Annotated in this window: 21 protein-coding genes; 8 read left to right on the top strand and 13 right to left on the bottom strand. The window is 42.4% G+C overall.

Annotation, left to right across the window (positions count from 1 at the left end; all coding sequences use genetic code 11):
• Positions 1-240: 240 nt before the first annotated feature.
• Complete coding sequence (locus RZO55_RS10025; protein WP_318064134.1) at positions 241-1,809, bottom strand: plasmid pRiA4b ORF-3 family protein; 1,569 nt, start codon at positions 1,807-1,809, stop codon at positions 241-243.
• Positions 1,810-2,196: 387 nt separating this feature from the next.
• Here RZO55_RS10025 and RZO55_RS10020 point away from each other — a divergent pair, with 387 nt between their 5' ends.
• The 5 genes from RZO55_RS10020 to phoU all read left to right on the top strand — a co-directional run bounded on the left by RZO55_RS10020 (position 2,197) and on the right by phoU (position 6,513).
• Positions 2,197-3,126 carry a phosphate ABC transporter substrate-binding protein gene (locus RZO55_RS10020; protein WP_318064133.1) on the top strand — a complete coding sequence of 310 codons (930 nt, stop codon included), beginning with the start codon at positions 2,197-2,199 and terminating at the stop codon, positions 3,124-3,126.
• Positions 3,127-3,220: 94 nt separating this feature from the next.
• The gene (gene pstC / locus RZO55_RS10015; protein WP_318064132.1) at positions 3,221-4,159 is read left to right on the top strand and encodes a phosphate ABC transporter permease subunit PstC; all 939 of its coding nucleotides are present in this window, start codon (positions 3,221-3,223) and stop codon (positions 4,157-4,159) included.
• A complete protein-coding gene (gene pstA / locus RZO55_RS10010) occupies positions 4,149-5,054 on the top strand; it encodes a phosphate ABC transporter permease PstA (protein WP_318064131.1) in 906 nt (301 codons plus the stop codon). The genes pstC and pstA overlap by 11 nt, the downstream gene beginning before the upstream one ends.
• Complete coding sequence (gene pstB, locus RZO55_RS10005) at positions 5,054-5,818, top strand: phosphate ABC transporter ATP-binding protein PstB (RefSeq protein WP_318064130.1); 765 nt, start codon at positions 5,054-5,056, stop codon at positions 5,816-5,818. Before pstA ends, pstB begins: the two co-directional genes overlap by 1 nt.
• Before the next feature lie 32 nt (positions 5,819-5,850).
• Positions 5,851-6,513 (top strand): phosphate signaling complex protein PhoU, encoded by a 663-nt coding sequence (gene phoU / locus RZO55_RS10000; RefSeq protein WP_318064129.1) that lies wholly within the window; start codon positions 5,851-5,853, stop codon positions 6,511-6,513.
• A gap of 68 nt (positions 6,514-6,581) precedes the next feature.
• On the opposite strand, the gene RZO55_RS09995 is transcribed toward phoU, so the two are convergent.
• The 9 genes from RZO55_RS09995 to RZO55_RS09955 form a co-directional block, all read right to left on the bottom strand.
• On the bottom strand, positions 6,582-6,854 hold the full coding sequence (locus tag RZO55_RS09995; protein WP_318064128.1) for an HPr family phosphocarrier protein: 273 nt from the start codon (positions 6,852-6,854) through the stop codon (positions 6,582-6,584).
• Positions 6,855-6,899: 45 nt separating this feature from the next.
• Positions 6,900-8,324 (bottom strand): 6-phospho-beta-glucosidase, encoded by a 1,425-nt coding sequence (gene ascB / locus RZO55_RS09990; protein WP_318064127.1) that lies wholly within the window; start codon positions 8,322-8,324, stop codon positions 6,900-6,902.
• Positions 8,325-8,333: 9 nt separating this feature from the next.
• Positions 8,334-10,184 (bottom strand): beta-glucoside-specific PTS transporter subunit IIABC, encoded by a 1,851-nt coding sequence (locus RZO55_RS09985; RefSeq protein WP_318064126.1) that lies wholly within the window; start codon positions 10,182-10,184, stop codon positions 8,334-8,336.
• A 66-nt stretch (positions 10,185-10,250) separates the two neighbouring features.
• Positions 10,251-11,114, bottom strand: coding sequence for a BglG family transcription antiterminator LicT (licT, locus tag RZO55_RS09980; RefSeq protein ID WP_318064125.1), 864 nt, complete (start codon positions 11,112-11,114; stop codon positions 10,251-10,253).
• A gap of 197 nt (positions 11,115-11,311) precedes the next feature.
• Complete coding sequence (gene nagA / locus RZO55_RS09975) at positions 11,312-12,472, bottom strand: N-acetylglucosamine-6-phosphate deacetylase (RefSeq protein WP_318064124.1); 1,161 nt, start codon at positions 12,470-12,472, stop codon at positions 11,312-11,314.
• Positions 12,473-12,610: 138 nt separating this feature from the next.
• A complete protein-coding gene (locus RZO55_RS09970; protein ID WP_318064123.1) occupies positions 12,611-14,764 on the bottom strand; it encodes a sensor histidine kinase in 2,154 nt (717 codons plus the stop codon).
• Positions 14,736-15,449, bottom strand: coding sequence for a response regulator transcription factor (locus RZO55_RS09965; protein WP_318064122.1), 714 nt, complete (start codon positions 15,447-15,449; stop codon positions 14,736-14,738). The genes RZO55_RS09970 and RZO55_RS09965 overlap by 29 nt, the downstream gene beginning before the upstream one ends.
• A 216-nt stretch (positions 15,450-15,665) precedes the next feature.
• Positions 15,666-16,616, bottom strand: coding sequence for a 3'-5' exoribonuclease YhaM family protein (locus RZO55_RS09960; RefSeq protein ID WP_318064121.1), 951 nt, complete (start codon positions 16,614-16,616; stop codon positions 15,666-15,668).
• Positions 16,617-16,662: 46 nt separating this feature from the next.
• On the bottom strand, positions 16,663-17,973 hold the full coding sequence (locus RZO55_RS09955; RefSeq protein WP_318064120.1) for a S1C family serine protease: 1,311 nt from the start codon (positions 17,971-17,973) through the stop codon (positions 16,663-16,665).
• Between the two features lie 214 nt (positions 17,974-18,187).
• Here RZO55_RS09955 and RZO55_RS09950 point away from each other — a divergent pair, with 214 nt between their 5' ends.
• The 3 genes from RZO55_RS09950 (at position 18,188) to RZO55_RS09940 (ending at position 22,866) form a co-directional block, all read left to right on the top strand.
• The gene (locus tag RZO55_RS09950) at positions 18,188-20,578 is read left to right on the top strand and encodes an endonuclease MutS2 (protein ID WP_318064119.1); all 2,391 of its coding nucleotides are present in this window, start codon (positions 18,188-18,190) and stop codon (positions 20,576-20,578) included.
• 20 nt (positions 20,579-20,598) lie between these two features.
• Complete coding sequence (locus tag RZO55_RS09945; protein ID WP_318064118.1) at positions 20,599-21,309, top strand: response regulator; 711 nt, start codon at positions 20,599-20,601, stop codon at positions 21,307-21,309.
• A 150-nt stretch (positions 21,310-21,459) separates the two neighbouring features.
• Positions 21,460-22,866, top strand: a complete 1,407-nt coding sequence (locus RZO55_RS09940; RefSeq protein WP_318064117.1) for a sensor histidine kinase — start codon at positions 21,460-21,462, stop codon at positions 22,864-22,866.
• A gap of 52 nt (positions 22,867-22,918) precedes the next feature.
• Here the strand turns inward: RZO55_RS09940 and RZO55_RS09935 are convergent, their stop codons facing one another.
• From RZO55_RS09935 to RZO55_RS09925, 3 genes are all read right to left on the bottom strand, one after another.
• The gene (locus tag RZO55_RS09935) at positions 22,919-24,280 is read right to left on the bottom strand and encodes a PhoH family protein (protein WP_318064116.1); all 1,362 of its coding nucleotides are present in this window, start codon (positions 24,278-24,280) and stop codon (positions 22,919-22,921) included.
• A 147-nt stretch (positions 24,281-24,427) separates the two neighbouring features.
• Positions 24,428-24,703 (bottom strand): hypothetical protein, encoded by a 276-nt coding sequence (locus RZO55_RS09930; protein ID WP_318064115.1) that lies wholly within the window; start codon positions 24,701-24,703, stop codon positions 24,428-24,430.
• 7 nt (positions 24,704-24,710) lie between these two features.
• On the bottom strand, positions 24,711-25,796 hold the full coding sequence (locus tag RZO55_RS09925; RefSeq protein WP_318064114.1) for a GntR family transcriptional regulator: 1,086 nt from the start codon (positions 25,794-25,796) through the stop codon (positions 24,711-24,713).
• Positions 25,797-25,813 lie beyond the last annotated feature (17 nt).

Below are 25,813 nucleotides of genomic sequence, written 5' to 3'. Positions count from 1 at the left end.
GTTTTTGTCAACCATTTTTTTCACTTTCTTCAAAACTTTTCTCATCGGTCATCAATGTATTTTTTGAAGAAGTTTGCCGCCGTTTTCAGCGGCGAGATATATCATACCAAAGCTTTCGACAAAAGTCAACATGTTTTTCGAAATTTTTTAATTATTTTGAAAAACATGTAATTCATGATTTTGAGACATAAAAGGAGCTCATTCCAACTGTAAAATGAGCTCCTGCGTTTCAATATAGAATCAGGCGTTTTTACCACAGCATTTCTTGTATTTCTTGCCGCTACCGCAAGGGCAGGCATCATTGGGATATATCTTCTGAATGTTTTTCCTTTGAGCACTCACATCTTCCAATCCCTTCATTACCATCTCGTATGGTTTATGCCCTCTGTTTTGCACCATTCTGGTATGATTCCAGGTATCGGTTATAATAGAAGCAAACATCTCCATATGTTCAGGAGTTTCCAAAAGAACTCCAGCTGCCTCTAAATCATTTATCACATCCTGAAGCTGCCCTCCCAGACTGAGTTCAGCCTGGACCTGACGGAGTATGAGCGGGATCATCTCATCCGGCACACTTAGTTCGGAAGTTAAAAACTGGTTGAGCCTGTATAATTGCTCATTCATTAAAAATCCGGAGTTGTCCGACATAAAACGGATTTCCTGTTCAGTCGGAATGTAATAGGGAACTTTCTTTTGTGTACGTAAAAGTGTGGTATAGCCTTTTTGTTCTGACGACAGTGCTGCGTCTGCAAAGTTACCATCTATATAGGTTACCATACAGCGGTAAGGGCGCAGACACTCATAAGCGCTTAAAAGTTCCTCCAGCGTCAGCTTCTTTTCTTCATATTTATTAAATGTTTCCAGCACAACAGACGGAGGGGTTATGGCATACAAAGAATTTGCAGCACATAGATAATCTCCGATCCTGCTTAAGCGGGACCTCTCTGCCTGAAATTCAGCAGTGTTAATTGCCTTATATGCCTTAATTACTTCCTCTGATATCAGAAAGCAGTGATTGGCTCCTGAAGTTACATATCCTCCGGCATAAATATAATCCATACTTTCCGATTCCAACTGGTTTAACTGTCCGCTGCCGGACATAATCTTTTCAAAAGCCTCAATTTCACAATCGCGGACACAAAGGAAATACGGCTTCATTATTTTTTCATCTAATATATAAGAAATAGTCTTCTGTACCAATTCTTCTTTTTTTAACTTGCTTGTTCCGTTCATATGATGTCTTTTTGCAATCTCTAGAATGCTGTTTCTATCATAACAGTCAAATACATCGGAAATATGAACTTCACCTGAATCTTCTGCCATCTGGTCCAGGCGAAGATTCACTGCGTCCATATCATATTCCAATCCTTTAACTGCTGATACTTCTATAAGGCCTGCATATTCTTCTAAACTACTGCAGGACTCCGGGATTATGTCACCTTTATATTTAATAACTTTTGCTGAATTATCCTGACATTCTTCTAAATAATCTTCTGTCAGAACCACAAACTCCCAGCTTCCGGCATTAAATGATACATATGTAAATTTAGTATCCTTCGATATCTGTCCGTCAATCGTTCCATCAGCCGGTAGATACTTATACTTTTCTGAATGCTCAACCTTATCTGATGCTACCCGCACTTTTTCAGAACGAAACTCAAATTGATACGGGTATTGGCCGGACCAGCACAGTGACGCCTGAATCATGTGGTGAAGTGTTTCAAACGTTATCCCTTCAGGTACCAGAATCCTTCTCCAGATCGGCGGCTTGCTTCCTTTGATCGTGATTTTCAATTGATATGCTCCCATGAAAACGTCCTCCATTCTCGTATCCTTTGTATCCGTCTTTTAAAATTACGGAACCTTTACTTTTAATTAGAATAATAAAATGCACGTAACAATTTACCACATTTGTTCCCAGTCTGTCCAGTCCATCCCGTTATTTTTATAATAAATAAAAGGATTTTTCGGTATTTTGGCTGATTTTGGAGCATTTTAAGAAACAGGAACCAATCTGGCAGGAATCTTAAGCACATTTCTGCAGATACTAATATAAGTGAAATTATACACCAGTAACCGCGTTTTACACAAGCTTTACAAACACTATACTAAAATATGATATCAGGAACATTAACTGACTGATATACTCCAACATGTAAGCGAAAGCATTTTAAATGAAAAGAGGAGAAAATGATTATGAAAAAAAATTTAATTAAAATACTTACAGCAGCCGGAATGGCAGTATTAACAATGGGAGTTTTAGCCGGTTGCAGCAGCAACACCACTGAAACAACTGCTGCTGAAACAAAAGCCGCTGAAACAACTACAGCTTCTGGCGCAGGAGATACAACAACTGCTGCAGCAACAACCGCTGATAAAGCAGCAGACTTAAAAGGATCCGTCAGCATGGTTGGTTCAACTTCAATGGAAAAGCTTGCAACTGCTTTAAGTGAAGTATTTATGGAAAAATATCCTAACGTTACCGTTCAGGCTGAATTTGTTGGTTCCGGAGCTGGAGTTGAAGCTGTTACCAACGGAGCTGCTGACATCGGAAATGCTTCCCGTAATTTAAAAGACGAAGAAAAATCAAAAGGTATTACTGAAAATATTGTAGCAATTGACGGAATTGCAGTTGTAACCGATCCTGCCAATGCAGTTGACAATCTGACAAAGGATCAGCTGATTGCCATCTACAACGGGACAACTACAAACTGGAAAGATTTAGGCGGCGCAGATCAGCCTATCGTAGTAATCGGCCGTGAGTCCGGATCCGGTACCAGAAGCGCATTTGAAGAATTATTAAAGCTGGAAGATGCATGCAAATACAGCAACGAACTTGACAGCACTGGTGCAGTTATGGCAAAGGTCGCATCTACTCCTGGTTCCATCGGTTACGTTTCTCTTGATGTACTTGATAATACAGTAAATACATTTAAGCTGGAGAACGTTGATCCTACAGCTGAAAACATCAAAGCTGGTTCCTACTTCTTAAGCCGTCCGTTTGTTATGGCTACCAAAGGTGAAATATCCGAACAGAACGATAACGTAAAAGCATTATTTGATTATATCTATTCTGATGAAGGAAAAGAATTAGTAAAATCTGTTGGCTTAATCCCAGCTAACTAATAGGAATCATTTTTCCTTCACATAATGAATGAATTACATGGGGACGCAGCTAAAGGCTTACGCTACGTCCCTATTGTACGAAAGGAGCCATGATATGCAACCGAAATCTTATTCCATATTTGGCGGTCACGGAAGTAAATCTGGTATTGAACATGCTGCAGAAGTGATATTTACCATCTGCGGCTTCTTTGCTGTTCTGGCTGTGGCGTCAATCAGTATCTATATGTTAACAAGCGGTACTCCTGCTTTATTTAAAGTTGGGATTCTTGATATTTTATTTGGTTCCGTCTGGAAGCCGGACGCAGCCATACCAAGCTTTGGAATTCTTTATGTTATTTTAACCTCAATTGTCGGAACTGCTCTGTCAATAGTAATTGGTGTGCCAATTGGAGTTTTGACAGCCGTATTTCTGGCGGAGGTAGCCCCTAAAAGACTGGCCAATATCGTCCGGCCTGCAGTAGAACTTCTGGCAGGAATCCCATCTGTCATTTATGGACTTCTGGGTATTCTGATTTTAAATCCGCTTATGTATGATCTGGAACTGAAGATTTTTAAAGGTTCTTCCACTCATCAGTTTACAGGCGGTGCTAACTTGATTTCTGCCGTACTGGTGCTTGCTCTTATGATCCTGCCTACTGTGATTAATATCAGCGAAACCGCCCTGCGATCTGTTCCCCATCATTTAAGAAGCGCATCCCTGGCACTGGGTGCAACAAAGATACAGACCATCTTCCAGGTGGTAATCCCTGCAGCAAAATCAGGAATTATCACTGCAATTGTTCTGGGAACCGGAAGGGCTATCGGCGAGGCAATGGCGATCAGTCTGGTATCCGGAAGTTCTGTAAACCTTCCGCTGCCATTCCATTCGGTCCGTTTTCTTACAACAGCAATTGTATCAGAAATGTCTTATGCTTCCGGACTTCACAAACAGGTTCTGTTTACCATCGGACTGGTTCTGTTCGTCTTTATTATGCTGATTAATGTAATTCTAAACAGTCTTCTAAAGAAAGGAGCGGATAAAAATGACAAATGATCTCGTAATCCCTGTTCACAGAGATTCTATTATTGTAAATAGTATCTATAATGGCAGAAAAAGAGTTTCAGATTCACTTTTAACATTACTTATTTATTTATGTGCATTTATTTCTATTTTTATACTGATCGGCATCATGGGGTATGTCTTCGTCAGAGGAGTTCCTCAGCTTAATGTAGAGTTTCTGACTACCGTACCAAGCACTATTAAAGGAACTTTCGGCATTCTGGGAAATATTGTAAATACTCTTTATGTAGTAGTAATCACCCTGGTTATTGCCACCCCTCTGGGTGTTGGCTCTGCCATCTATTTAAATGAGTACGCAAAAGGGGGGAAGGTGGTTCGTATAATTGAGTTTACAACCGAAATTCTATCCGGAATACCCTCAATTATATTCGGACTTTTTGGATATGTATTCTTTGGAAGCACACTGGGATTTGGTTACTCCATTCTGACCGGTGCACTGACCCTATCCATCATGGTTCTTCCTCTTATCACACGAACCACACAAGAGGCTTTAAAAACAGTTCCTGAAACCTACCGCTCCGGCGCCCTGGGTATTGGTGCTACAAAATGGTATATGATCCGCACAATTTTACTTCCCAGCGCCATGCCCGGTATTGTTACCGGAATTATCCTTGCTATCGGGCGAATTGTCGGGGAATCAGCAGCTCTTCTGTTCACGGCAGGCAGCGGATATATTCTTCCAAGAAGCTTCTTCGGAAAAATATTGGAATCCGGCGGCACGCTGACCATTCAGCTCTATCTGTGCATGCAGAAAGCCAAATATGACGCAGCCTTTGGAATTGCGGTAGTACTTCTGGTAATCGTACTTGCAATTAATGGGCTTGCAAAGTTTCTGTCCCATAAATTTAACACGGAGGCGAAAGAATAGTGAATACCAATACAATAAAAATCTCAACCAGTCATTTGAATTTATATTATGGAACCAATCACGCCTTAAAGGATGTGAGCATGGAACTTTATACCAACAAAATCACCGCATTTATCGGACCTTCCGGCTGCGGCAAATCTACTTACTTAAAAACCTTAAACCGCATGAATGATCTGGTTCCCAATGTAAAAATTGAGGGTGAAGTCATGTTAGACGGTGAAAATATCTACGATCCGAGAGTTGACACTACGCTGCTTCGTAAGAAAATCGGCATGGTGTTTCAGCAGCCTAATCCGTTTCCCATGAGCATCTATGACAACGTTGCTTACGGCCCCAGAATTCATGGCATCAAGAATAAATCTGAACTTGATTCCATTGTAGAAAACAGCCTGAAGGGAGCCGCACTGTGGGATGAGGTATCCGGACGGTTAAAAAAATCGGCGCTGGGTCTGTCCGGCGGCCAGCAGCAGCGTTTGTGCATTGCCAGAGCTTTGGCTGTGGAACCAGAGGTTCTGTTAATGGATGAACCAACCTCCGCCCTTGATCCGATATCTACTTTAAAAATCGAGGACTTAATGGATGAACTAAAGGAAAAATATACGGTTGCAATCGTAACTCACAATATGCAGCAGGCAACCCGTATTGCAGATCAGACCGCATTCTTTCTTGTGGGTGAGGTCGTGGAATACGCTCCCACTACGGAACTTTTTACTGCTCCTAAGGATTCCCGGACTGAGGATTATATTACGGGACGTTTCGGTTAATCAATCTATTACGTATAAAAGGAGAACCTTATATGACTACAAGAGTAAATTATGAACATGAGTTAAATCTTTTAAATGATGATATAAAGGAGATGGGACGGTTAGTAGAGAATTCAATTGAACAGTGTTTCATCGCTTTTGAAGATCAGGATTTTGAAAAGGCGGAGGACATTATTAAAGGTGACCGAACCATTAATGATTTAGAACGCTCCATAGAAGCACGCTGTCTTTCCATTATTCTTCGCCAGCAGCCCGTAGCCGGTGACTTAAGAGTGGTTTCCAGTGCTTTAAAGGTAGTAACAGATCTGGAAAGAATCGGGGATCACGCATCTGATATTGCAGAATTGATCCTTCGGATTAAGGGTGAGCATGTCTATCATGTTGTCCGCCATATTCCGTCTATGGCAGTTGCAGCAAGAGAAATGGTCCGCAGTTCTATAGAAGCATTTATCCAGCAGGATGTGGATACAGCAAAGGAAATTGAGAAAAAAGATGATGTGGTGGATGAACTGTTCGGAAAGGTGAAGCTCGATGTGGTAGATTTATTAAAACAATCGGCTGAGCATATTGACCAGTGTATTGATCTACTGATGATTGCCAAATATTTAGAACGTATCGGAGATCATGCGGTAAATGTATGTGAGTGGACTGAATTTTCTAAAACCGGTGCTTTGAAAAATGTTCGGATTTTATAATCAGCATACGAAGCAAAAGTGCCGCGAAACAGCTGCTGTCCAACTGTTTCGCGGCATTTTCAGGCCTGTTACTCACCGCAATTGTTTCTTATAAATGCTTCCACTGCTAACAATGCTTCTTCTGCTTTTACCCCAGCCGCTTCAAATGTCAGCACATCTCCCTTTACCGCATCCATAGACATAACTGAAAGAATATCTTTTGGCTGGTACTTTTTAGAAATCAGCTCGTTTTTATAAACCTGAATGTCGCATGGATACTCTTTTAAAAGTCTGACAAGCAGCAATGCCGGTCTGGCATGAAGTCCTAAATCATTTGCAACTACTACACTTCGTTTTATCATAATCTGATTCTCCTTATCCAATCGACTGCTGCTGCCATCTCCATGCTAATCCATCATTTCACCATTACTTTCAATAACTTTCTTATACCAGTAAAAGGACTTTTTCTTCCTGCGCTCCAGTGTGCCGTTTCCATTATTATCTCTGTCTACATAAATAAATCCATAGCGTTTTTCCATCTCACCTGTTCCTGCACTTACCAGATCAATACAGCTCCAGGAAAGATAACCAAGACAATCCACACCATCTTCTACAGCTGCTTTCATGGCTTCTATGTGATCTCTGGTATAGGCAATACGGTAATCGTCATTGATGGTTCCGTCGGATTCTATTTTATCTGCTGCACCAAGACCATTCTCAACTATAAAAAGAGGCTTTTGATATCGGTCATACAAATCATTCATTGTAATGCGCAGTCCCAGAGGATCAATCTGTCTTCCCCATGGCGTAATATCCAGATGAGGATTTCTAAGTGTATGAATGGCATTGCCGTCTGCAGTTTTTCCGCTGATTTCCGGACTGACACCAGCCAGGCGGCTGGAATAATAACTAAAAGCAATATAGTCCACCGGATTACATCGCAGAATTTCTTCATCTCCGGCTTCCATTTTCAATGAAACTCTTTTTTCTTTCCAGATTCTCTGTGCATAGGATGGATATTTTCCCCGTACCTGCACATCGATAAACAGATACGATTCCTGATTTTTCTCCACAGCTTCCCAAACATCCTGAGGATTGCAGCTATATGGATAAAAAGATCCCGCCGCAAGCATGCAGCCAACCAGAAGTTCTTCTTTGCACTCATGTGCCATTTTCACAGCCAGCGCACTGGCTACCAATTGGTGGTGTGCCGCCTGATAGGCAATCTGGCTGACATTTTCTATATCCTCTGTCAACATACCGCCGCCGAAAAATGGAATGTGTGTAATCATATTGATTTCATTAAAAGTGATCCAGTATTTTACTTTCTTTCCAAACCGTTTAAAAAGCAGACTGCAATAGTTTAAATACAGATTTATAAGTACCCGGTTCTCCCAGCCGCCATATTTTTTCGTCAACGCAAGGGGTGTATCGAAATGGCAGATGGTCACAACCGGTTCCATATGACGTTTTTTGCATTCGTCAAACAGATTATCATAGAATTGCAGACCCGCCTCGTTGGGTTCTCCTTCTCCTTCCGGAAATATACGGGCCCAGCTGATTGATGTGCGGAACGCTTTTATACCTAATTCTTCCATCAGTGCAAGATCTTCTTTGTACCGATGATAAAAATCAATGGCACCGTGGCTGGGATAATAGCCATAATCTTTTTTAAGCGCCAGTTCCGGATGATACATTGCTTCTTTTCTTCCATACTGTGCTGACGGAAGGATATCCATGGGCGACAATCCTTTTTGATCCTCCAGATAAGCCCCCTCACACTGATTTGCAGCTACGGCTCCTCCCCATAGAAAATCTGTTTTTAATTTCATATAATCTCCTTAAAGTATTGTAAAAAGCAGCTGTCCGCTCTTAACCGGTCCCTCTTCACTTGGTATAATATCAAGATAATCTCCTGTATTGGTTACAATAACCGGAACTACTGTTTCATATCCGGCTGCTTCAATTGCCTGTTTGTCAAATTCAATGAGAAGATCACCGGTTTTCACCTGATCCCCATCTGATACATGAACGGTAAAGTGCTTTCCTTCTAACTCAACCGTATCAATTCCAATATGGATCATCAGTTCTGCTCCTTCATTGCTTCTCAGTCCAATCACGTGCTTTGTACGGAACACTGTTACTACCTCACCATCAAACGGTGCTGTGATTCTACCATCCACAGGTTCTACTGCCATTCCTTTTCCGGCAATTTCTTTTGCAAATGTCTCATCATTTACTTTTGAAAGGTTCACTTTATTGCCGTTTACCGGACTGGATATACTGATTTTTTTACTTTTTAATCCAGATTCCTCTTCTTGTTTATTATAACCCGGTGAAGCCACCTTGTCATTCTCTGTTTCTTTAAATCCATAAAACCAGGTTAATAAAAAGGTTATGGAAAATCCAATAACACAGGAAATAAGGGCATTTACCACATTCATTGGATTTTCCCCAATGAAGATCGGAATTGACAGAAGGCCGGGGGTACCTGACGTATAACGAACGACTCCCATCAGACCGGAATAAAATCCGCCTGCTGCACCTCCAAGCATTACAGACAGCAATACTTTTTTATACTTGATTGTAACACCATACATGGCTGGTTCTGTTATTCCCATAAGTGCCGTGATTCCTGCAGAGGATGCCTGCTGCTTAAACTGCCTGTCCTTAGTTTTCATAGCCACACACAAAGAGGCAGCGCCCTGGCAGATGTTTGAAACCAGACTTCCTGGTCCCATAACTGCTTCATACCCGTACGTACTGTAGGAGGTCATCAGTATCGGCAGAAAGCTCCAGTGCATTCCTGTTAAAACCAGAAGCGGCATAAAAGCTCCCATCAGCATGGGAACCAGCCAGCTTACATGGTTGTTTAAAAAATCCGTTACTATGGCAATTACCGTACCAATATAAGAACCGATCGGTCCTAAAACAACTAATACAACCGGCGCAACAATTAATATTGTAAGGACTGGCTTCATAAAGAATTTAACCGGTTTCGGTGAAACTTTATCTGCAAACCGCTCTACATAGGTCATGAGCCAGACAGCAAGTATAATGGGAATTACACTGGAACCATAATTAACCAGTTTAACCGGGAGGCCCAGAAAGAAAACCGGGTCACCGGCTGATATCATCTTAGCAAAATTGGGGTGAAGTAAAATCCCCCCCATCATAACTGCCAGATAGGGATTACAGCCCAGTTTTTTTGCTGAGGAGAACGCCAGCATCACCGGCAGAAAATAAAAACCGGCATCTGCTATAAAGCTTAATATGGAGTACACCTGGGAGTCCTTATTCATTCCCAGAAGAACACATATAACTAAAATCGCTTTTATCATACCTGCAGCAGTAATTGCTGGAATAACCGGAGTAAAAATAGAAGCAAAAATATCCATTAACGAATCTAATTTCCCAACTTTTTGCGCAGGTGCTGCTGCCTCATCAATCTGGCCCATTTTTCTTATTTCCTCACAAACGGTTGACACATCGGTACCTATAATGATCTGATACTGGCCTGATTTTTTTGCTGCTCCCAGTACACCTGGTATTTCTTTGATTTTATTCAGATCAATTTTTGATTCATCTTTAAAATTCATTCTCAGACGGGTAGCACAATTGTTTAACTGTGTGATATTGCTGCTTCCGCCCACATGGTCCAGAATCTCTTTTGCCAATTCATAATGATTCATAATCTTCTTCTCCTGTCTCTAGGTTTATATCTATATGAAACAAAAAGGTGTCGACATTCCTTTTTATTAAATCTGGTTTCTGTTTTTTATTTCCCTCTCTGCAACACGATTAATATGCAGCATGAAATAAATCATTTCTTCCTGTGAAATCGTAATGCCGTATTTTTTTATGAAATAATCTTTAACCTTATCTGCACATGCCTTGGCCTGAGGCATCTTTGCTTTAATCTGGTCATACAGGAAATTATCCTCTGACATAAATATTTCTTTTTTTAGCATTCTTCTGGCGAAAAAACGAATATGAGTGACAAAACGGCTGTAATTTAACGTATCTTCATCTAATTCAATCTGATAATGGTATTTCACCAGATTTAGTATGTCATGCTCAATCTCCGCAACCGCCATGGTCTGCTGAATCTTCTCTCCATTTTGCTGCGCATTGATAAAGTGAACGGCAATAAAACCAATTTCATCATCAGAAAGATGAATTTTTTCGTAATACCAGATGAGTTTCAGCGAATTTTTTGCAGCCTCATATTCCTTGGGATAATAATTCTTTATCTCCCAAAGCAGGGCATTTTTTATCGTCAGTCCGGCTTTATATCTGGATATGGTATAACTGATATGATCAGTCAGGCCAATATATATACTGTCATGAAATGTTACCTGCAATTCTTCCTGAGCCTGTTCGATAATTTTGTTTGCCAGTTCCACCTGATTTAAAGGAACCTCTTTTAATAATGAAATATATTTAGAATAGGTTTCAGGAGATTCAAACACGAACTTTTTATCGATCTTATCTATGTCTGCTAATTCTCCGACCTGTTTCTGAAATGCAATTCCTCTGCCTAAGAGTATCACTTCAGACATTTTATCATCTTCTGCTAAAATAATATTGTTGTTGTATATTTTTTTAACATGATAATTCATCTTCTGATTCCTCCTCTTCTAAATAAAAAACACCTAAATCAGTATGCATAGTTTCTTATGCACACTAATCCAGGTGTTGCCTGCTGAACAGTTACAATCCCAATATGATAATACAAGTATAACACAGGACAGAGAGATTAATCAATTGTGTATCATTCCATATTAATCGCACTTCATTTGTGCAATATGCACATATTTTACAGCTTTAAATCAGCTTTATCAAGCATTCTTATTCCTTTACAATAAGTCTGTATTACATCGTAAGAGTCACTCAGTACAACCAGATCTCCGTCGTATCCTGCGTTCAGACGTCCTTTCCTGTCATCCACTCCCAGACACTTAGCTGGATTAATGGTACAGGAATTAAGGGCACAATCAAACGGCACCATCGCTTCCTCCACTAAAAGCTTTAATCCCTGGTTCATCTTTAAAGTACTGCCTGCTATGGTTTCCGTTCCCTTTAAATAGGCAAGACCGTTTTCCCTGATTTCAATTTCATGACCGCCTAACTGATAGCATCCTCCTGCCGGACAGTTCTTAGCTCTTAAGGAGTCACTGATCATAATGGCGTAATCCCGGCCTTTTGCCGTATAATAGTTATTCAGTGCAGCCAAGTGGCTGTGACAGCCATCACAGATGATTTCTCCGTAAATATCCCGCACTCTCAGAGCAGTTCCTACCAGCCCCGGTTCCCGGTGATGAAATGCCGTCATACCGTTGTAAACATGAGTCATGGAAGTGACCCCGTTGGCAATTCCCATGAGTGCCTGTTCATATGTAGCGGCTGAATGGCCCATACTTACCACTACTCCATGGCTTTTACAGTATTTTGTAAGAGCGAAACCTTCATCCCGCTCCGGAGCAAGAGTGATATATTTAATCTTTCCTTTTGCAGCCTTCTGATAGCTCTTAAACTGCTCAACCGACGGTATTGCTATGGCTTCCGGCGGCTGTGCGCCCTTGTATTTCATATCCAGATAAGGACCCTCGAAATGAATTCCCAGGATTTCCGCTCCCTCATAACCGTCTTTTACCACATCTGCTATATTAGATACTGCCTTTTCTAAAACTCCGGGCATCTGCGTGACCGTAGTCGGCAAAAGTGCAGTAACCCCCTCTTCGGGAATACGCCTGATCCAGTCCCGAAGTCCCTGGGAATCTCCATCATTGGTATCATAACCATATGCGCCATGGGTATGGATATCAATAAAGCCCGGCACAATCCGGCAGCTGTCATAATCCTGATCTGCCGTATGCGTTCCATATTCATAAACAGCCTGAATTTTTCCTTCTGACAGCTCAAGCTGTACCGGAATAAACTGTCCTGCAATCCAGACACGTTTGCTCTGTATAATCATATTCCTGCTCCTCTCTACTTCCGGATGACGTGTGACAGGCTGAACCTGACCTTTCTTTTAGTATAATCAGTTCGTTTCCGGTTTTCAAGAAGTTTTGGAATTTTTTTTTATTTTATTTCACTTTTCGGAAATTTCATCCTACATAATTGGCCAGCGTATGGTTACACGGAATAAATCAGCCTCTGTCTCAACAGTAAGTTTACCGTTTTGCAGTTCCACGAAGCTTTTAGCGATTGCCATTCCCAGACCCGACCCCTCTGTATTCCTTGCCTGATCTCCCCTGGCAAAACGTTCGGTTATCTCCTCCGGATTAAAAGTCAACTCTGCAGCTGAAATATTTTTTAATATAATAACAACCCAGTCATTATCTTTTTTCAAATCAATGTAAGCCCGTGTTCCAGGCATCGCATATTTGATTATATTCGTAAGCAGATTATCAAATATCCGGTAAGTCTTCTGGCTGTCCAGTGAAAGTATTATTTTTTCATCCGGTAAATACCACCGAAAGTCAATGGTTGATTCCTCAATCTTATCACTAAGCTCAAAGCTCACCTCTTTTAACAGGCTGACAATATCAACATCTTCCAGATTCAGTGTCACATTGTTGCTGTTTGCCTTGCTGATCTCAAAAAGATCCTCAATCAGAGCTTTAAGCCGCATGGACTTCTGTTCCAGAATGTCTATATAGGCTTTGCGCTGTTCCGGTGTGGCGTGATCATCTTTTAACAAATTTACATAGGTTATAATGGCTGTCAGAGGGGTTTTTAAATCATGGGACATATTGCTGATTAAATCAGTCTTCAGCTTCTGGCTCTTTACCTCTTCATTCACAACTACTTTCAACCCGTTCTGAATCTTTTGTATTTCTTTTTTAAAGGGATCAAATACGCCTAAATCCTCTTCAATTGTCGCCTCTATATTACCTTCAGCAATTTGGTTTGTTGCTTTTAACAGTATGTTAAATTTGCTGCTCAGATCCTGATAATACTTTCTCATGACAAAAAACAAAATAACAGAGTAAAGGAAGAATGCTCCCACGCCCAGAAACCACAGGCTGCACAAAATGGTAAGTACAATAAAATTCACTGCTGCAATCTTAAAGATTGTCCGGTCAGATTTTTCCTGTAAATTGATTTCTCCAAGATAATGGTATATTTTTTTCACACATCTGATCACCCAGCCCCAAAACAGGCCGCAGATGGTTCTTTCTCTTAAATAACGGCCTATCCCTATATGAAATACATCTCTGATACACAGGACTGACCAATATACCACTGTAAAGGGTATCAGCCACCACAGCATATTCCAAAGCTTTACCATGATATTGGCTGCTTCCGGAAGAAAATTGGCACGCAAAAGAGCACTGTATAAATCCCCGCGGTTTGTCACCGCTACCAGGCTTGTGAGACCTGCGCCAAAGGCGACTGCACCAGCTCCGATTCCGGCCACCACCTCAAAGGGCGTTCTTAAAAGCGCAACATCATCAGCCAGGCTTACGTCAAAACAGGAAAACAATAACGCAAGCGCGGCAACTGCGCAAATCAGCCCGATAAAGATACGGGTAACGCTTCCTGAGTTTTCATAGGCGGTCCAGATATTGCTGTTTGTATCTTTTAAAGCATCAACCTGCTGTTTTGACATGCCATAGGCAAAGGACATGTTTCTGGGATTGGAAAGTTTTATATTCCCATCAGTAAAGTACTGGTCGTCGTAATAGCTCTGCAGAGGATCTGAATCCCCGAATTGCTGAAGTGTATTGAGTAAGTAAGCCGTATTCTCACCGCTTATACAGGATATGTCCATACGTCCCTGTTCATCATAATGCAGAACTGCCTGAAACACGTAATGGCTGTTGTTTGGAATAAACCGTCCTTCAGCATGATCAAGAACCACATTTCCGCCTTCATCTATCATCTGATAATCAATGGACTTTCGGATTCTCCCAAAATAACGGTTCCAGTTTTCATATTCCCGTATACAATTCTGCCGCAGTTCCCTTAGATATTCTGTATTATTTCCGGCTTTCAGCTCCGCTTCGGCTTCCGGCAGAAAATACTGAAAAGGAGAGAGAATCTTATTCTGTTCTGACTGGGCATCTTCCATTGACAGAACATAATTCCCATAAGACAGATGTCGTAAAAAAGTATTTTCTTCATAGACAGGAGTTCCGCTACGGGTAGATTCATTCTGAAAGAAGGGATAAAGCGCCACCATAACTAATGCCGCTGCAAATACAACTGCTACCGCAATAAACGCACTGAATTTATGACTGTTTTTCAATTTTATATCCAACGCCCCACACCACCTTTAAATATTTAGGTTCCTTCGGGTTTAATTCAATTTTTTCCCGGATTTTTCTTATGTGCACCATAATTGTATCCGTATTGATCGCCCGCTCATTCCAGACTCTTTCATAAATCTCTTCCGCAGAAAATACTCTGCCGGGGTTCTTCATGAGAAGAGCAAGTATTTTAAATTCAATGGGTGTCAGCTTTACCAGCTTTTCATCTACCGTAACCTCAACTGTATCTTCATTTAATTCCAGCCCGCCGATGGAGTAGGCATTACTTTTCTCTTTCTGTTCCTTTTCTTCCAGCATATCCATATATTTTCTGTACCGTCTCAGCTGGGAATTTACTCTGGCAAGGAGTTCCATCGGGGTAAACGGCTTTGCAACATAATCATCTGCTCCGATGTTAAGACCCATGATCTTATCCACCTCTTCCGACTTGGCAGACAGAATAATGACTGGAAAATCATGTTTTTCCCGCAGCTTTACAGTCATGGTAATCCCGTCCATACGCGGCATCATTACGTCAACTATCGCCAGGTGGATTTCCTCCCGTTCCAGTATTTTAAGACCTTCCAGACCATCTGCCGCCTGAAATACTTCATATCCCTGACTTCTTAAGTATATTTCAACTCCCTCTCTGATTTCTTTGTCATCTTCAACTAATAAGATATGGTTTGCCTCCATGTGATCTCTCCTTATCTATCATAATCCGCCGATTCATACCGCCGGCTTCTGCAACAATTACAACTCACTCCTATACTAATTCTCTACAATCTTAGGATAAAATACCATTCTTAAAATGATTGACAGAGAAAACGAAAGAAATTCTAAAATTCCCCGTACTTCTATGCAGGCAAAAAAAGGTGCTAAGGAAATCAGCTTCCTTATGCACCTTGTGATTTAGATTTCATTCGTTGTTTTTCTGATATTTGTATCCATTAATCTGTTAAAACCAAGCCACCCGTGATTGTCTCCTGCAGCTTTTAACACTTCAATCATGGTCTCCATCTTTGCATCTGTATTGTCTGCAAAGTTAAGAGCCAGAGCTTCAATCAGAGCCGGCTTTTTCGGTGAGCCGTATTCCAGTTCCCCATGATGGGCCAGAATACAATGCTTTAATTCGGTAGCAGACTTCTCCGGGAATCCCGGAATGGAGCGGATTCTCTCTGACACCATCTCCGTACCGATCATAATGTGGCCGAGAAGCTGTCCATCATCGGTGTAATCATTCTCCGGAAACGTGGAAAGTTCTTTTGTCTTTCCAATATCATGAAACATTGCGGCAGTCAGTAAAAGATCCCGGTTAAGCAGAGGATAATACCCCGCATAATAATCACAGAGCTTTACTACGCTTAATGTATGTTCCAGCAGACCGCCTACAAAACCGTGATGTACGCTTTTTGCTGCGGAATGGAACTGGAATGCCTTGGCAAAATCTGCATCCTCTGTAAAGAAGCTTTCTAACAGCGCTCTGAAGTATGGACTTTTTACTGAACGGATAAAGCCTGTCAGTTCCTCATACATCACTTTAATATCTTTTGCAGAAACCGGAAGATAATCACCAGGAGTATATTCCCCTTCTTCCGCTTTCCGGATTCTCTTTATATTCAGCTGATTGGAATTCTGGAACACTGTTACATCTGCATCTATGTATACATAATCCAGTGTCTCGAAGTTACCGATTCCCGGGGATCCCAGGTCCCAGATTTTAGCATCTACAGTCCCTGTTTTGTCCTGAAGTATCAGGTTGCCGTATTCCTTTCCTGATTTGGTAAGGGAAATCTGCCTGTTTTTGCACAAAAACACATCAGAAACATGCATTCCTTCCCGGAATGATTCAATATATTTCATTTTTTTCCTCCATATCTTACTGAAAGCAACAAGGAAGCCAGGATATTTACCTGGCTCCGATGGTTACCTGATATTGTATCTTTTTATATTCTTCCCGGCCATTACGGGATACAGTCACAGGAATTACCTGTCCAGGAGTGGATTTTTCCAGAACCACCTGAAAATCCTTCATAGTGACAATGGCTGATCCGCCCATCTCGGTGATGATATCACCGCTTTGTATTCCTGTATTGTAAGCGGGGCTGTCTGTATTCACTTCCACCACGTATACACCAAGAGGCATACCGCTGCTGTTCATCACTGCACTCACTTCCTGCCCTTTGATTCCAAAGTATGGGAATGGTGCACCATTGCTTAGCTTTTCCAGAATACTCTTATAATCTGATATGGCCATGGCTGCTGTCATATCCTTGCTGCTGTCGTTTTTATATTCATCTGTCACCCAGCCGATAATCTGACCATTTGTGTTCATGAGAAACGTACCGGCCCCAGCATTCCCTTTAACATCGGTATACAGAATTCTGGTCATACCGTCAATGATCTGAACATTCTTCGTAATAAAAGAAATAAAACCATATCCGGTGGAATGAACCATCCCTGCAGGACCGCCGATTGCAATCACAAGGTCTCCCTGCTTTACTGAATAAGAGTTGCCAAGTTCAATCGCTTTAACCTCTTCCAGCTGCGTCCTGTCTAAATCAGCAGTTGAAACGCTGACAATTGCCATACCAGACAGCTTATCTTTCTGTTTAATCTTTCCCTGAACCTCTTTCCCGTCGGAGAAAGCAACCCGAATCGATTCTGCATCCTCTACCGCGCTTTCCGGTGTTAAAATGAGGAGTTCCTCATTTGCAGAGGCAGTAATCACACCTGAGTAAAGTCCGGAGTTTTCAACCGGATTATTAAACCAGTCCTTCTGTGTCTTAACGGAATGAACCGTAACAATTCCCTTGTCCGCCTTTTGCACCACAGATTTTAAGCTTCCGTAAAGAGTATTTAAATCGTCCACGGAAAATGGATACTTCTCCATGGCAGACTTTAAAATGTCTTCGATTGGTTCCGTCTCCGCAGCAGTCGTAGTGGTATCCGCCGCAGAAGTAACGGTCTCAGGCTCATCCTTTGGTATGGTCACCGGAGTCATCTCACCGGTGGATTCTCCCACTAGTAATCTCTCAGCTACAGGTCTGGATATGACAAATGTAACTGCCGCAACCATTCCGAAAATAACTGCAGTCACTAAAAGACCCAGAAGTCTCTTAAACATATCCCTTTTTGACATGGGCTGTCTTACAATCTTTTCATTGATAAAACGGCGGGTCTCCGCCTTTCTATCATCTGGCCCGTTATTTTCCGGCATACTTACCCTCCTTTTCAGAAGACCTATGTACTATTATAAGGTTCTTCCCTGTTTTATGCAAGAAAAACATATGAAACAGTGGTAAAAACAACAACCTGAGGATTGCAGTATTTGTCTTTCCTATGCTATACTGTAACCGTTCCCATTATTCAAAAACCGGTTATGATCCCGGTTAAATATTCACAAAGAAAGCAGAATAATTAAGGTATAACTTATGAATCAAAAAGCACTAAAAACGTTAGAATATTATAAAATCATCGAACAACTTACCGAATATGCCTCCTGTGAGTCCGGGAAGGAGCTGTGCCGCAGACTGGTACCCTCCACGGATTATGAGGAGATAACCACTTCCTTAAAAGAAACCACCGATGCAGTTACCAGAGTCCGTCAGAAGGGCGGAATCTCCTTTGGAGGAGTTAAGGATATCCGTGCTTCCTTAAAGCGGCTGGAAGTGGGGAGTTCTCTTGGAATCATAGAAATTTTATCCATTAGTTCCCTTCTCACAGCATCTGCAAGAGCAAAGGCATATGGCAGGCATGAGGATGCTGAGATTTCTGAAGATTCTCTGGAAGAGTTTTTCCGCATTCTGGAACCCCTGACTCCGGTTAACAACGAGATCAGGCGCTGTATCATTTCGGAGGAAGAGGTCAGTGACGATGCCAGCCCCGGGCTTCACCATGTCAGACGCTCCATGCGTTCTATTAATGATAAGATCCATACCCAGATGAATTCCATTTTAAATTCCAACCGTTCCTACTTACAGGATGCGGTTATCACCATGAGGGATGGAAGATACTGTCTGCCTGTGAAGTCCGAACACAAATCCCAGGTTTCCGGAATGGTTCATGACCAGTCTTCTACCGGGTCAACGCTCTTTATCGAACCAATGGCAATCGTTAAACTGAATAACGATTTAAGAGCTCTGGAAATTCAGGAACAGAAGGAAATAGAGATGATTCTTGCGGATTTAAGCAATCAGCTGGCACCTTACCTGGAAGAACTTGAGACAAACTTCCACACTCTTACCAGACTGGATTTTATCTTCGCAAAGGCAGCACTTGCCAAACATTATAACGGCAGCGAGCCAATCTTTAACAAGAAACATGAGATTCGTATTAAAGAAGGGCGTCATCCTCTGCTGGATCCGAAAAAGGTTGTCCCCATTACCATTCACTTAGGAAAAACGTTCGATCTTTTAATTGTTACAGGACCTAATACCGGCGGTAAGACGGTATCATTAAAAACAGTAGGTCTGTTTACCCTGATGGGACAGTCCGGTCTTCATATACCGGCATTTGACGGTTCTGAGCTGTCAGTCTTTGATGAAGTGTTTGCAGATATCGGAGATGAGCAGAGCATTGAACAGAGCCTTAGTACTTTTTCCGCACATATGACAAATATTGTACAGATCTTAAGTAAGGCAGACAGCAATTCTCTCTGCCTGTTTGATGAGCTTGGAGCCGGTACGGACCCTACAGAAGGGGCTGCCCTGGCTATCTCCATCCTTTCGTTCCTTCACAATATGAAGTGCCGGACCATGGCAACCACTCATTACAGCGAGTTAAAGGTCTTTGCCCTTACCACCCCCGGTGTGGAGAATGCCTCCTGCGAATTCAATGTAGAGACACTTCAGCCCACTTACCGGATCCTGATCGGCGTTCCAGGCAAAAGTAATGCCTTTGCCATCTCAAAGAAGCTGGGACTTCCGGAATATATCATAGATGAGGCTAAGACTCATCTGGAAGCAAAGGATGAAACATTTGAGGATCTGCTGACACATCTGGAAGAAAACAGGGTTACTATAGAAAAAGAACGAATCCAGATTGCATCCTACAAACTGGAAGTGGAACAGTTAAAAGCCCGATTAACCCAGAAGGAAGAGCGGCTTAATGAACGCCGGGACAAGGTGATTCAGGATGCAAAAGAAGAGGCCCGGAAAATCTTACGGGACGCGAAGGATACTGCTGATCAGACCATCCGCCAGATTAACAAGCTGGCTTCCGACTCCGGAGTTGGCAAGGAGCTGGAGGCAGAACGCAGCCGGTTAAGAAACAAGCTAAAGGATGTGGACTCTTCCCTTTCCATAAAGAGAGAGCAGAAAAATCCCGCAAAAGGAATTGATCCGAAGAAGCTGAAGCTGGGAGACGGAGTCAGGGTCTTAAGCATGAACTTAAACGGAACAGTAAGCTCCCTTCCCAATGCAAAAGGTGATTTATACGTTCAGATGGGTATCCTACGGTCACTTGTTAACCTGTCGGATTTAGAGCTGCTTCATGACGACACGATTCTGACATCTGCAAACGGAGGTTCCAAAAAATCAGGAAGCGGAAGCAGTACTGCGCGTATCTCCAAGTCCTTCTCCATTTCACCTGAGATCAATCTGATCGGTATGACGACAGATGAGGCGATACCTCAGCTTGATAAATATTTAGACGATGCCTATCTTGCCCATCTTCCCCAGGTACGGGTGGTACACGGCCGAGGTACCGGTGCCTTAAAAAATGCGGTGCATAAGCATTTAAAGAGATTAAAATATGTAAAAGAATTCAGGCTTGGTGTCTTCGGCGAAGGAGATTCGGGAGTCACCATTGTCTCATTTAAATAAATTTGAAAGGGGGATCCATTATGGCAGAGAAACAGCGGATTTTAATTGTGGACGACGACAGCAATATTGCAGAACTCATTTCCCTATATCTTTTAAAGGAATGCTATGAAACTGAAATCGTCGGAGACGGAGAGGAAGCGCTTCGGGTTTTTCCTGAATTTAAGCCAAATCTTGTCCTGCTTGATTTAATGCTTCCGGGCATGGACGGCTATCAGGTCTGCCGGGAGCTTCGTACCGGGTCCCAGATTCCGATTATCATGCTGTCAGCAAAGGGCGAGGTATTTGATAAGGTACTGGGTCTGGAGCTGGGAGCTGATGATTATATGATCAAACCATTTGATTCCAAGGAACTGGTGGCGCGGGTGAAGGCAGTGTTAAGACGATATCAGTCAGGTCCTGTTCCTGCTGCTTCCCATACGGACCAGCAGGGCGATTATGTGGAATATCCGGATCTGATTGTCAACTTAACCAATTACTCCGTTATCTATATGGGGCACTCCATTGAGATGCCTCCCAAGGAGCTGGAGCTTCTTTATTTCCTTGCCTCCTCCCCTAACCAGGTGTTTACCAGGGAACAGCTTCTGGATCATATCTGGGGGTATGAATATATCGGTGATACGAGAACTGTGGATGTTCATATCAAGCGTCTGAGAGAAAAGATCAAGGACCATACCGGTTGGGCACTTTCCACGGTATGGGGAATCGGGTATAAATTTGAGGTGAAAAGATAAGACGCTTTTGTCTCACCACCCACTGCCATCTGAATGTAGTCAAAAAGTTGAATATGAATGACATGATTATAAAAAAGATGTATACTTAATGCAATATCTGTAAAATTTTCAGTGAAATTTAAGACGTTATAGTTTAGAGGTGAACATTTCATGACACACTCCCTGTATTACAAATTCATCATGGGTTACTTACTCTTCGGCCTTCTGGGTTTTGTTACCATCGCTTCCTTCTCATCCAGAATTACCGATCAGTACCTTCTTCACCAGCAATCCGAATGTTTGTATGATGAAGCAAACCAGATTGCCACTTCCTTCAGCAGCATGTATCACGGAAAGGATATGAAGCTTTCCTCTTCCTATCCCGAACTTGTCAATGAAGCCGATTATCTCCACGCCCGTATATGGATTGTGGACCGTCAGGGTAAGATTGTATCAGACAGCCAGCAGCCAGGTAAGGATGGGGATATGATAGCCAATTTTGACCCTACCATTATGGGGAATAAATCCTATACCATTGGCACTTACTACAACGAATTTCCATACGACGTATTAAGTGTTCATGCTCCCATAACAGGGAATTATACCACCCACGGATATGTGGTGATCCACCTTCCCCTGTCCTATTTGCAGGGCCAGAGGAACGGAATACTGAATATCGTATATATTACCTCCGCTGTGGTATTCGCATTTTCTCTCATTATTTTACTTGTTTTCACAAAAAATGTTTATATACCCCTGAAAAAAATCACTGCAGGGGCCAATGAATATGCCCAGGGTAATCTAACACATCACATCGATGTAAATACAAGGGATGAGATGGGTTATCTGGCTGCCACGTTAAACTATATGTCTGATGAGATTAATAAGATGGAGGAATACCAGAGAACCTTTATCGCTAATGTTTCTCACGATTTCCGGTCACCCCTCACTTCGATTAAAGGCTACTTAGAAGCGATCTTAGACGGCACCATCCCGCCCCAGATGCATGAGAAGTATTTAACCCGTGTTATTTCCGAGACAGAGCGGCTGAACAAACTGACGCAGGGCATGCTGACCCTTAATACCCTTGACAGCAAAGGATATTTAAACCGTACCAATTTCGATATTAACCGGGTTGTAAAGGACACAGCCGCTTCATTTGAAGGCACCTGCAGCACTAAAAATATCACGTTTGATCTCACCTTCTCCGACAACATCCAGATGGTATATGCGGACCTGGGGAAGATCCAGCAGGTCCTTTATAATCTCATTGACAATGCGATCAAATTCAGCCATATGGATTCCACGATTTACATTCAGACTTCCAGCAAGTATGAAAAAATCTTTATCTCAATCAAAGATACGGGGATCGGTATTCCAAAAGAAAGCATCAAAAAGATATGGGAACGGTTCTATAAATCGGATCTGTCCAGAGGTAAGGATAAAAAAGGAACCGGGCTTGGACTGGCTATCGTACGGGAGATCATTCAGTCTCACGGAGAAAATATCGACGTGGTAAGCACAGAGGGGGTTGGATCAGAATTTATCTTCAGCCTTCCAAAATCAACAAATTTATAAGGCATGCGATCCATCCGGCGTTCGGATGGCGCATGCCTGTTTTTTTGTTGGTTTACAATCGTTTTACCGCATCCATTGCCAGTAGGGACCGTTCACATTCCTCCGCCTGCAGCGTAATCTGCCAGCACAAGGAACTGCCCTTCATATGCTCTGCAGCATAGCTGAGTCCATTGGTCCGTTCATCCAGAAATGGACGGTCAATCTGATTGGGATCTCCCAGAAGAATAATTTTGGTGCCTTTTCCAGCACGGGTGATAATACCCTTCACCTGATTCGGCGTCATATTCTGGGCTTCATCAATAATCAGATAGGTCTGAACAATGGAGCGGCCCCGGATAAAGGTCAATGCCTCTGTTTTTATCAGACCTCTGGAAAAAATCTCTTCTATCTTTCCAGCCAGCTCTTCTTCATTTTCATACCGCTTCTCCTCATTAGAATCAATGAGCTGTTCCAGGTTGTCGATCACTGGCCTCATCAATGGGGAAATCTTCTCCTGTTCATCTCCCGGAAGGAATCCAATGTCAGAATCAAACTGTGCATTGGGCCGGCTGACGATGATCCGCCTGTATTCCCCCGTGGGATTATTTAAAAGCTTTTCAAGCCCCACAGCAAGAGAGTAAAAGGTCTTTGCTGTTCCTGCCATGCCTTTAATAATGACCAGCGCAGCCGTCTCAGCCGGCTGCATCAGAGCCTCCTGAGCAAAATACTGGCCTGCATTTCTGGGCGTTACCCCATAAGGTCTGCTTTTCTGATAATCAAGGGGAACTATTTTATCTCCATTTACCCGTCCCAGTACTGTTTTTCTGGTTGACTGGTCCGCCTTTAAAATCACAAACTGATTCTCATACAGCTTTGGGCTGTATTTTTTTCCAGCCTCATCGGTTATGTATACCCGTTCTGCTAATATTCCCTTTTTCTTAAATTCCTTAAAATTCTCCTCCGGAGCAAAAACCTCAATCCTTCCGGTGTATTGCGCCTCACGCCCGGATACCTGCTCAGTTGTAAAATCCTCCGCCCGGATTCCGATAATCTGCGCTTTCACACGCAGCAGAATGTCCTTCGTTACCAGTATAACCTCTCCCTCAAGTCCTCTGCACACCTTGAGAATGCGGTTATCCATTTTGTCGTCTGGAAGATCCGCAGGCAGTACCACATCTACAAAGTTTTTCTCAATCCTGATTGTCCCTCCATGCTCCAGCATTACTCCTGTCAGTAAATCTCCCTGATGACGCAGCTCCTCTAAAAGCCTTATAGCCTTTCTTGCATTGGCACCTGTTTCGCCCTCAGCTTTTTTTAAGTGGTCCAGCTCTTCTAAAACAGCTATCGGAAGGACCACCCGGTTATCAGCAAAACAATTGATGGCATAAGGCGCCTGAATCAGAACATTGGTATCTACCACATAGGTTTTTGTCATTTACCGGACTCCTTTGCAATTTCAGAAACATTGGTTTCTGTAAATCTGATTATACCCTTTTCTAATTTCTTCTGTAACCAAAGTTTCGTAAAAGAAATGTAAAAACAGTTTCTTTTTTCTGGAATCCGGTTCCAGAAAACCTAATTTTTATGATATATGCTCCTGTTCGTCTTCCCCGCACGCCCCTGGTTTGGCTGGCCCTTTAATCAGCATCTTTCTTAATGACCAGATGACCAGAATTGTGCCTGTAATAAAAAATAATGCCATAAAGACCAATTGAATTATGTATCTGAACCCGGAGGAGATGAGCAGTTCCGGAACCATCTGAAATGCAAGACAGACCAGATAACCTCCTCCTACAAGCCTTAAACCAATGGTAACTGGTGCAGGTGACTCCCCCTGCTGCTTCTTATCTTTACTCATGTTCCTCCTATCCTCTGGAACGAACGGAATTGCGCTCCACTGCCGTTGAATCAAAGAGATAATTCCCGTCATAATAGGGATTCTCAATCATTCGTATCATATTTTCTGCTGCTTTTTTCCCGAGAGCCTCCATGGGATGGGGAAAAGAAGTGATGGGAACCTCACCCAGGGAAGCCAGTTCTGAATTATCTATACTGACCAGGGATAAATCTTTTGGTATCATAATTCCTCTCTTCATGCATATCCCAGACAGCAGATAAGCTACCTCATCATTATAACAAACCAGGGCCGTGCAGTCCTTTATCCGGTCAAAAAGATACTCGGACCAGGCTTCCAGATCATTCTGACTCTCTGTATCAATCCAGACGATTCCCCTTCTGTTTATAAGAAAGCCAGCCTGCTTCATAGCCTTTATAAATCCCAGATATCGAAGATGCCCCTGCCCGTCATCGCATTTAAAGATTCCTCCAATTCGTTTGTGTCCTGCACGGATCAGATACTCAACAGCCTTTTGTCCTACCAGCTCATCATTCAGTGCCACACAGGGAAACGGAAGCTGGGGGTAACTGCTGTTAAAGAACAAAATTGGAAGCTTTTGCTTTGCCAGTCTTAAGTAGGAATCCAGATTGGGATTTGGCAGTGCACTTTTTGCCGGTTCTACAATCAGACCGTCAATAAATCCCTTTTCCAGCAGTTTATAAAGAATTTCCCCTTCTTTTTCAATTCTGTTTCCAGTAAACGCTACCTGCATGGTATATCCGGCTTTTGACAACGTTTTTTCGATTCCTTTTAAAACTGGCGGAAAAATATAGCTGTCTACATAGGTACTGATTACTGCAATATTCTGATACCGTTCCTTTCTCTCTTCCCTGATTCCCACGCCTAAATAGGTTCCGCTGCCTCTGATTCTGGTCAGCATATTTTTCTGTTCCAGCACATCGATAGCATGACGGACAGTCTGCCTGCTCAGCTTAAACTCACGGCTCAGTTCGTTTTCTGAGGGCAGTTTATCCCCTGTACGGAATACACCATTCTGAATCTGCTCCATGACCCAGTTTACAACAGCCATATATTTTGCTTCCTGTAGCTTCATGTGATCTCGCTCTGTCA

The sequence above is a fragment of the Clostridium boliviensis genome, from assembly GCF_033342255.1.
Lineage (GTDB): Bacteria > Bacillota > Clostridia > Lachnospirales > Lachnospiraceae > Lacrimispora > Lacrimispora boliviensis.
This window is presented reverse-complemented; position numbering and strand designations above follow the sequence as displayed.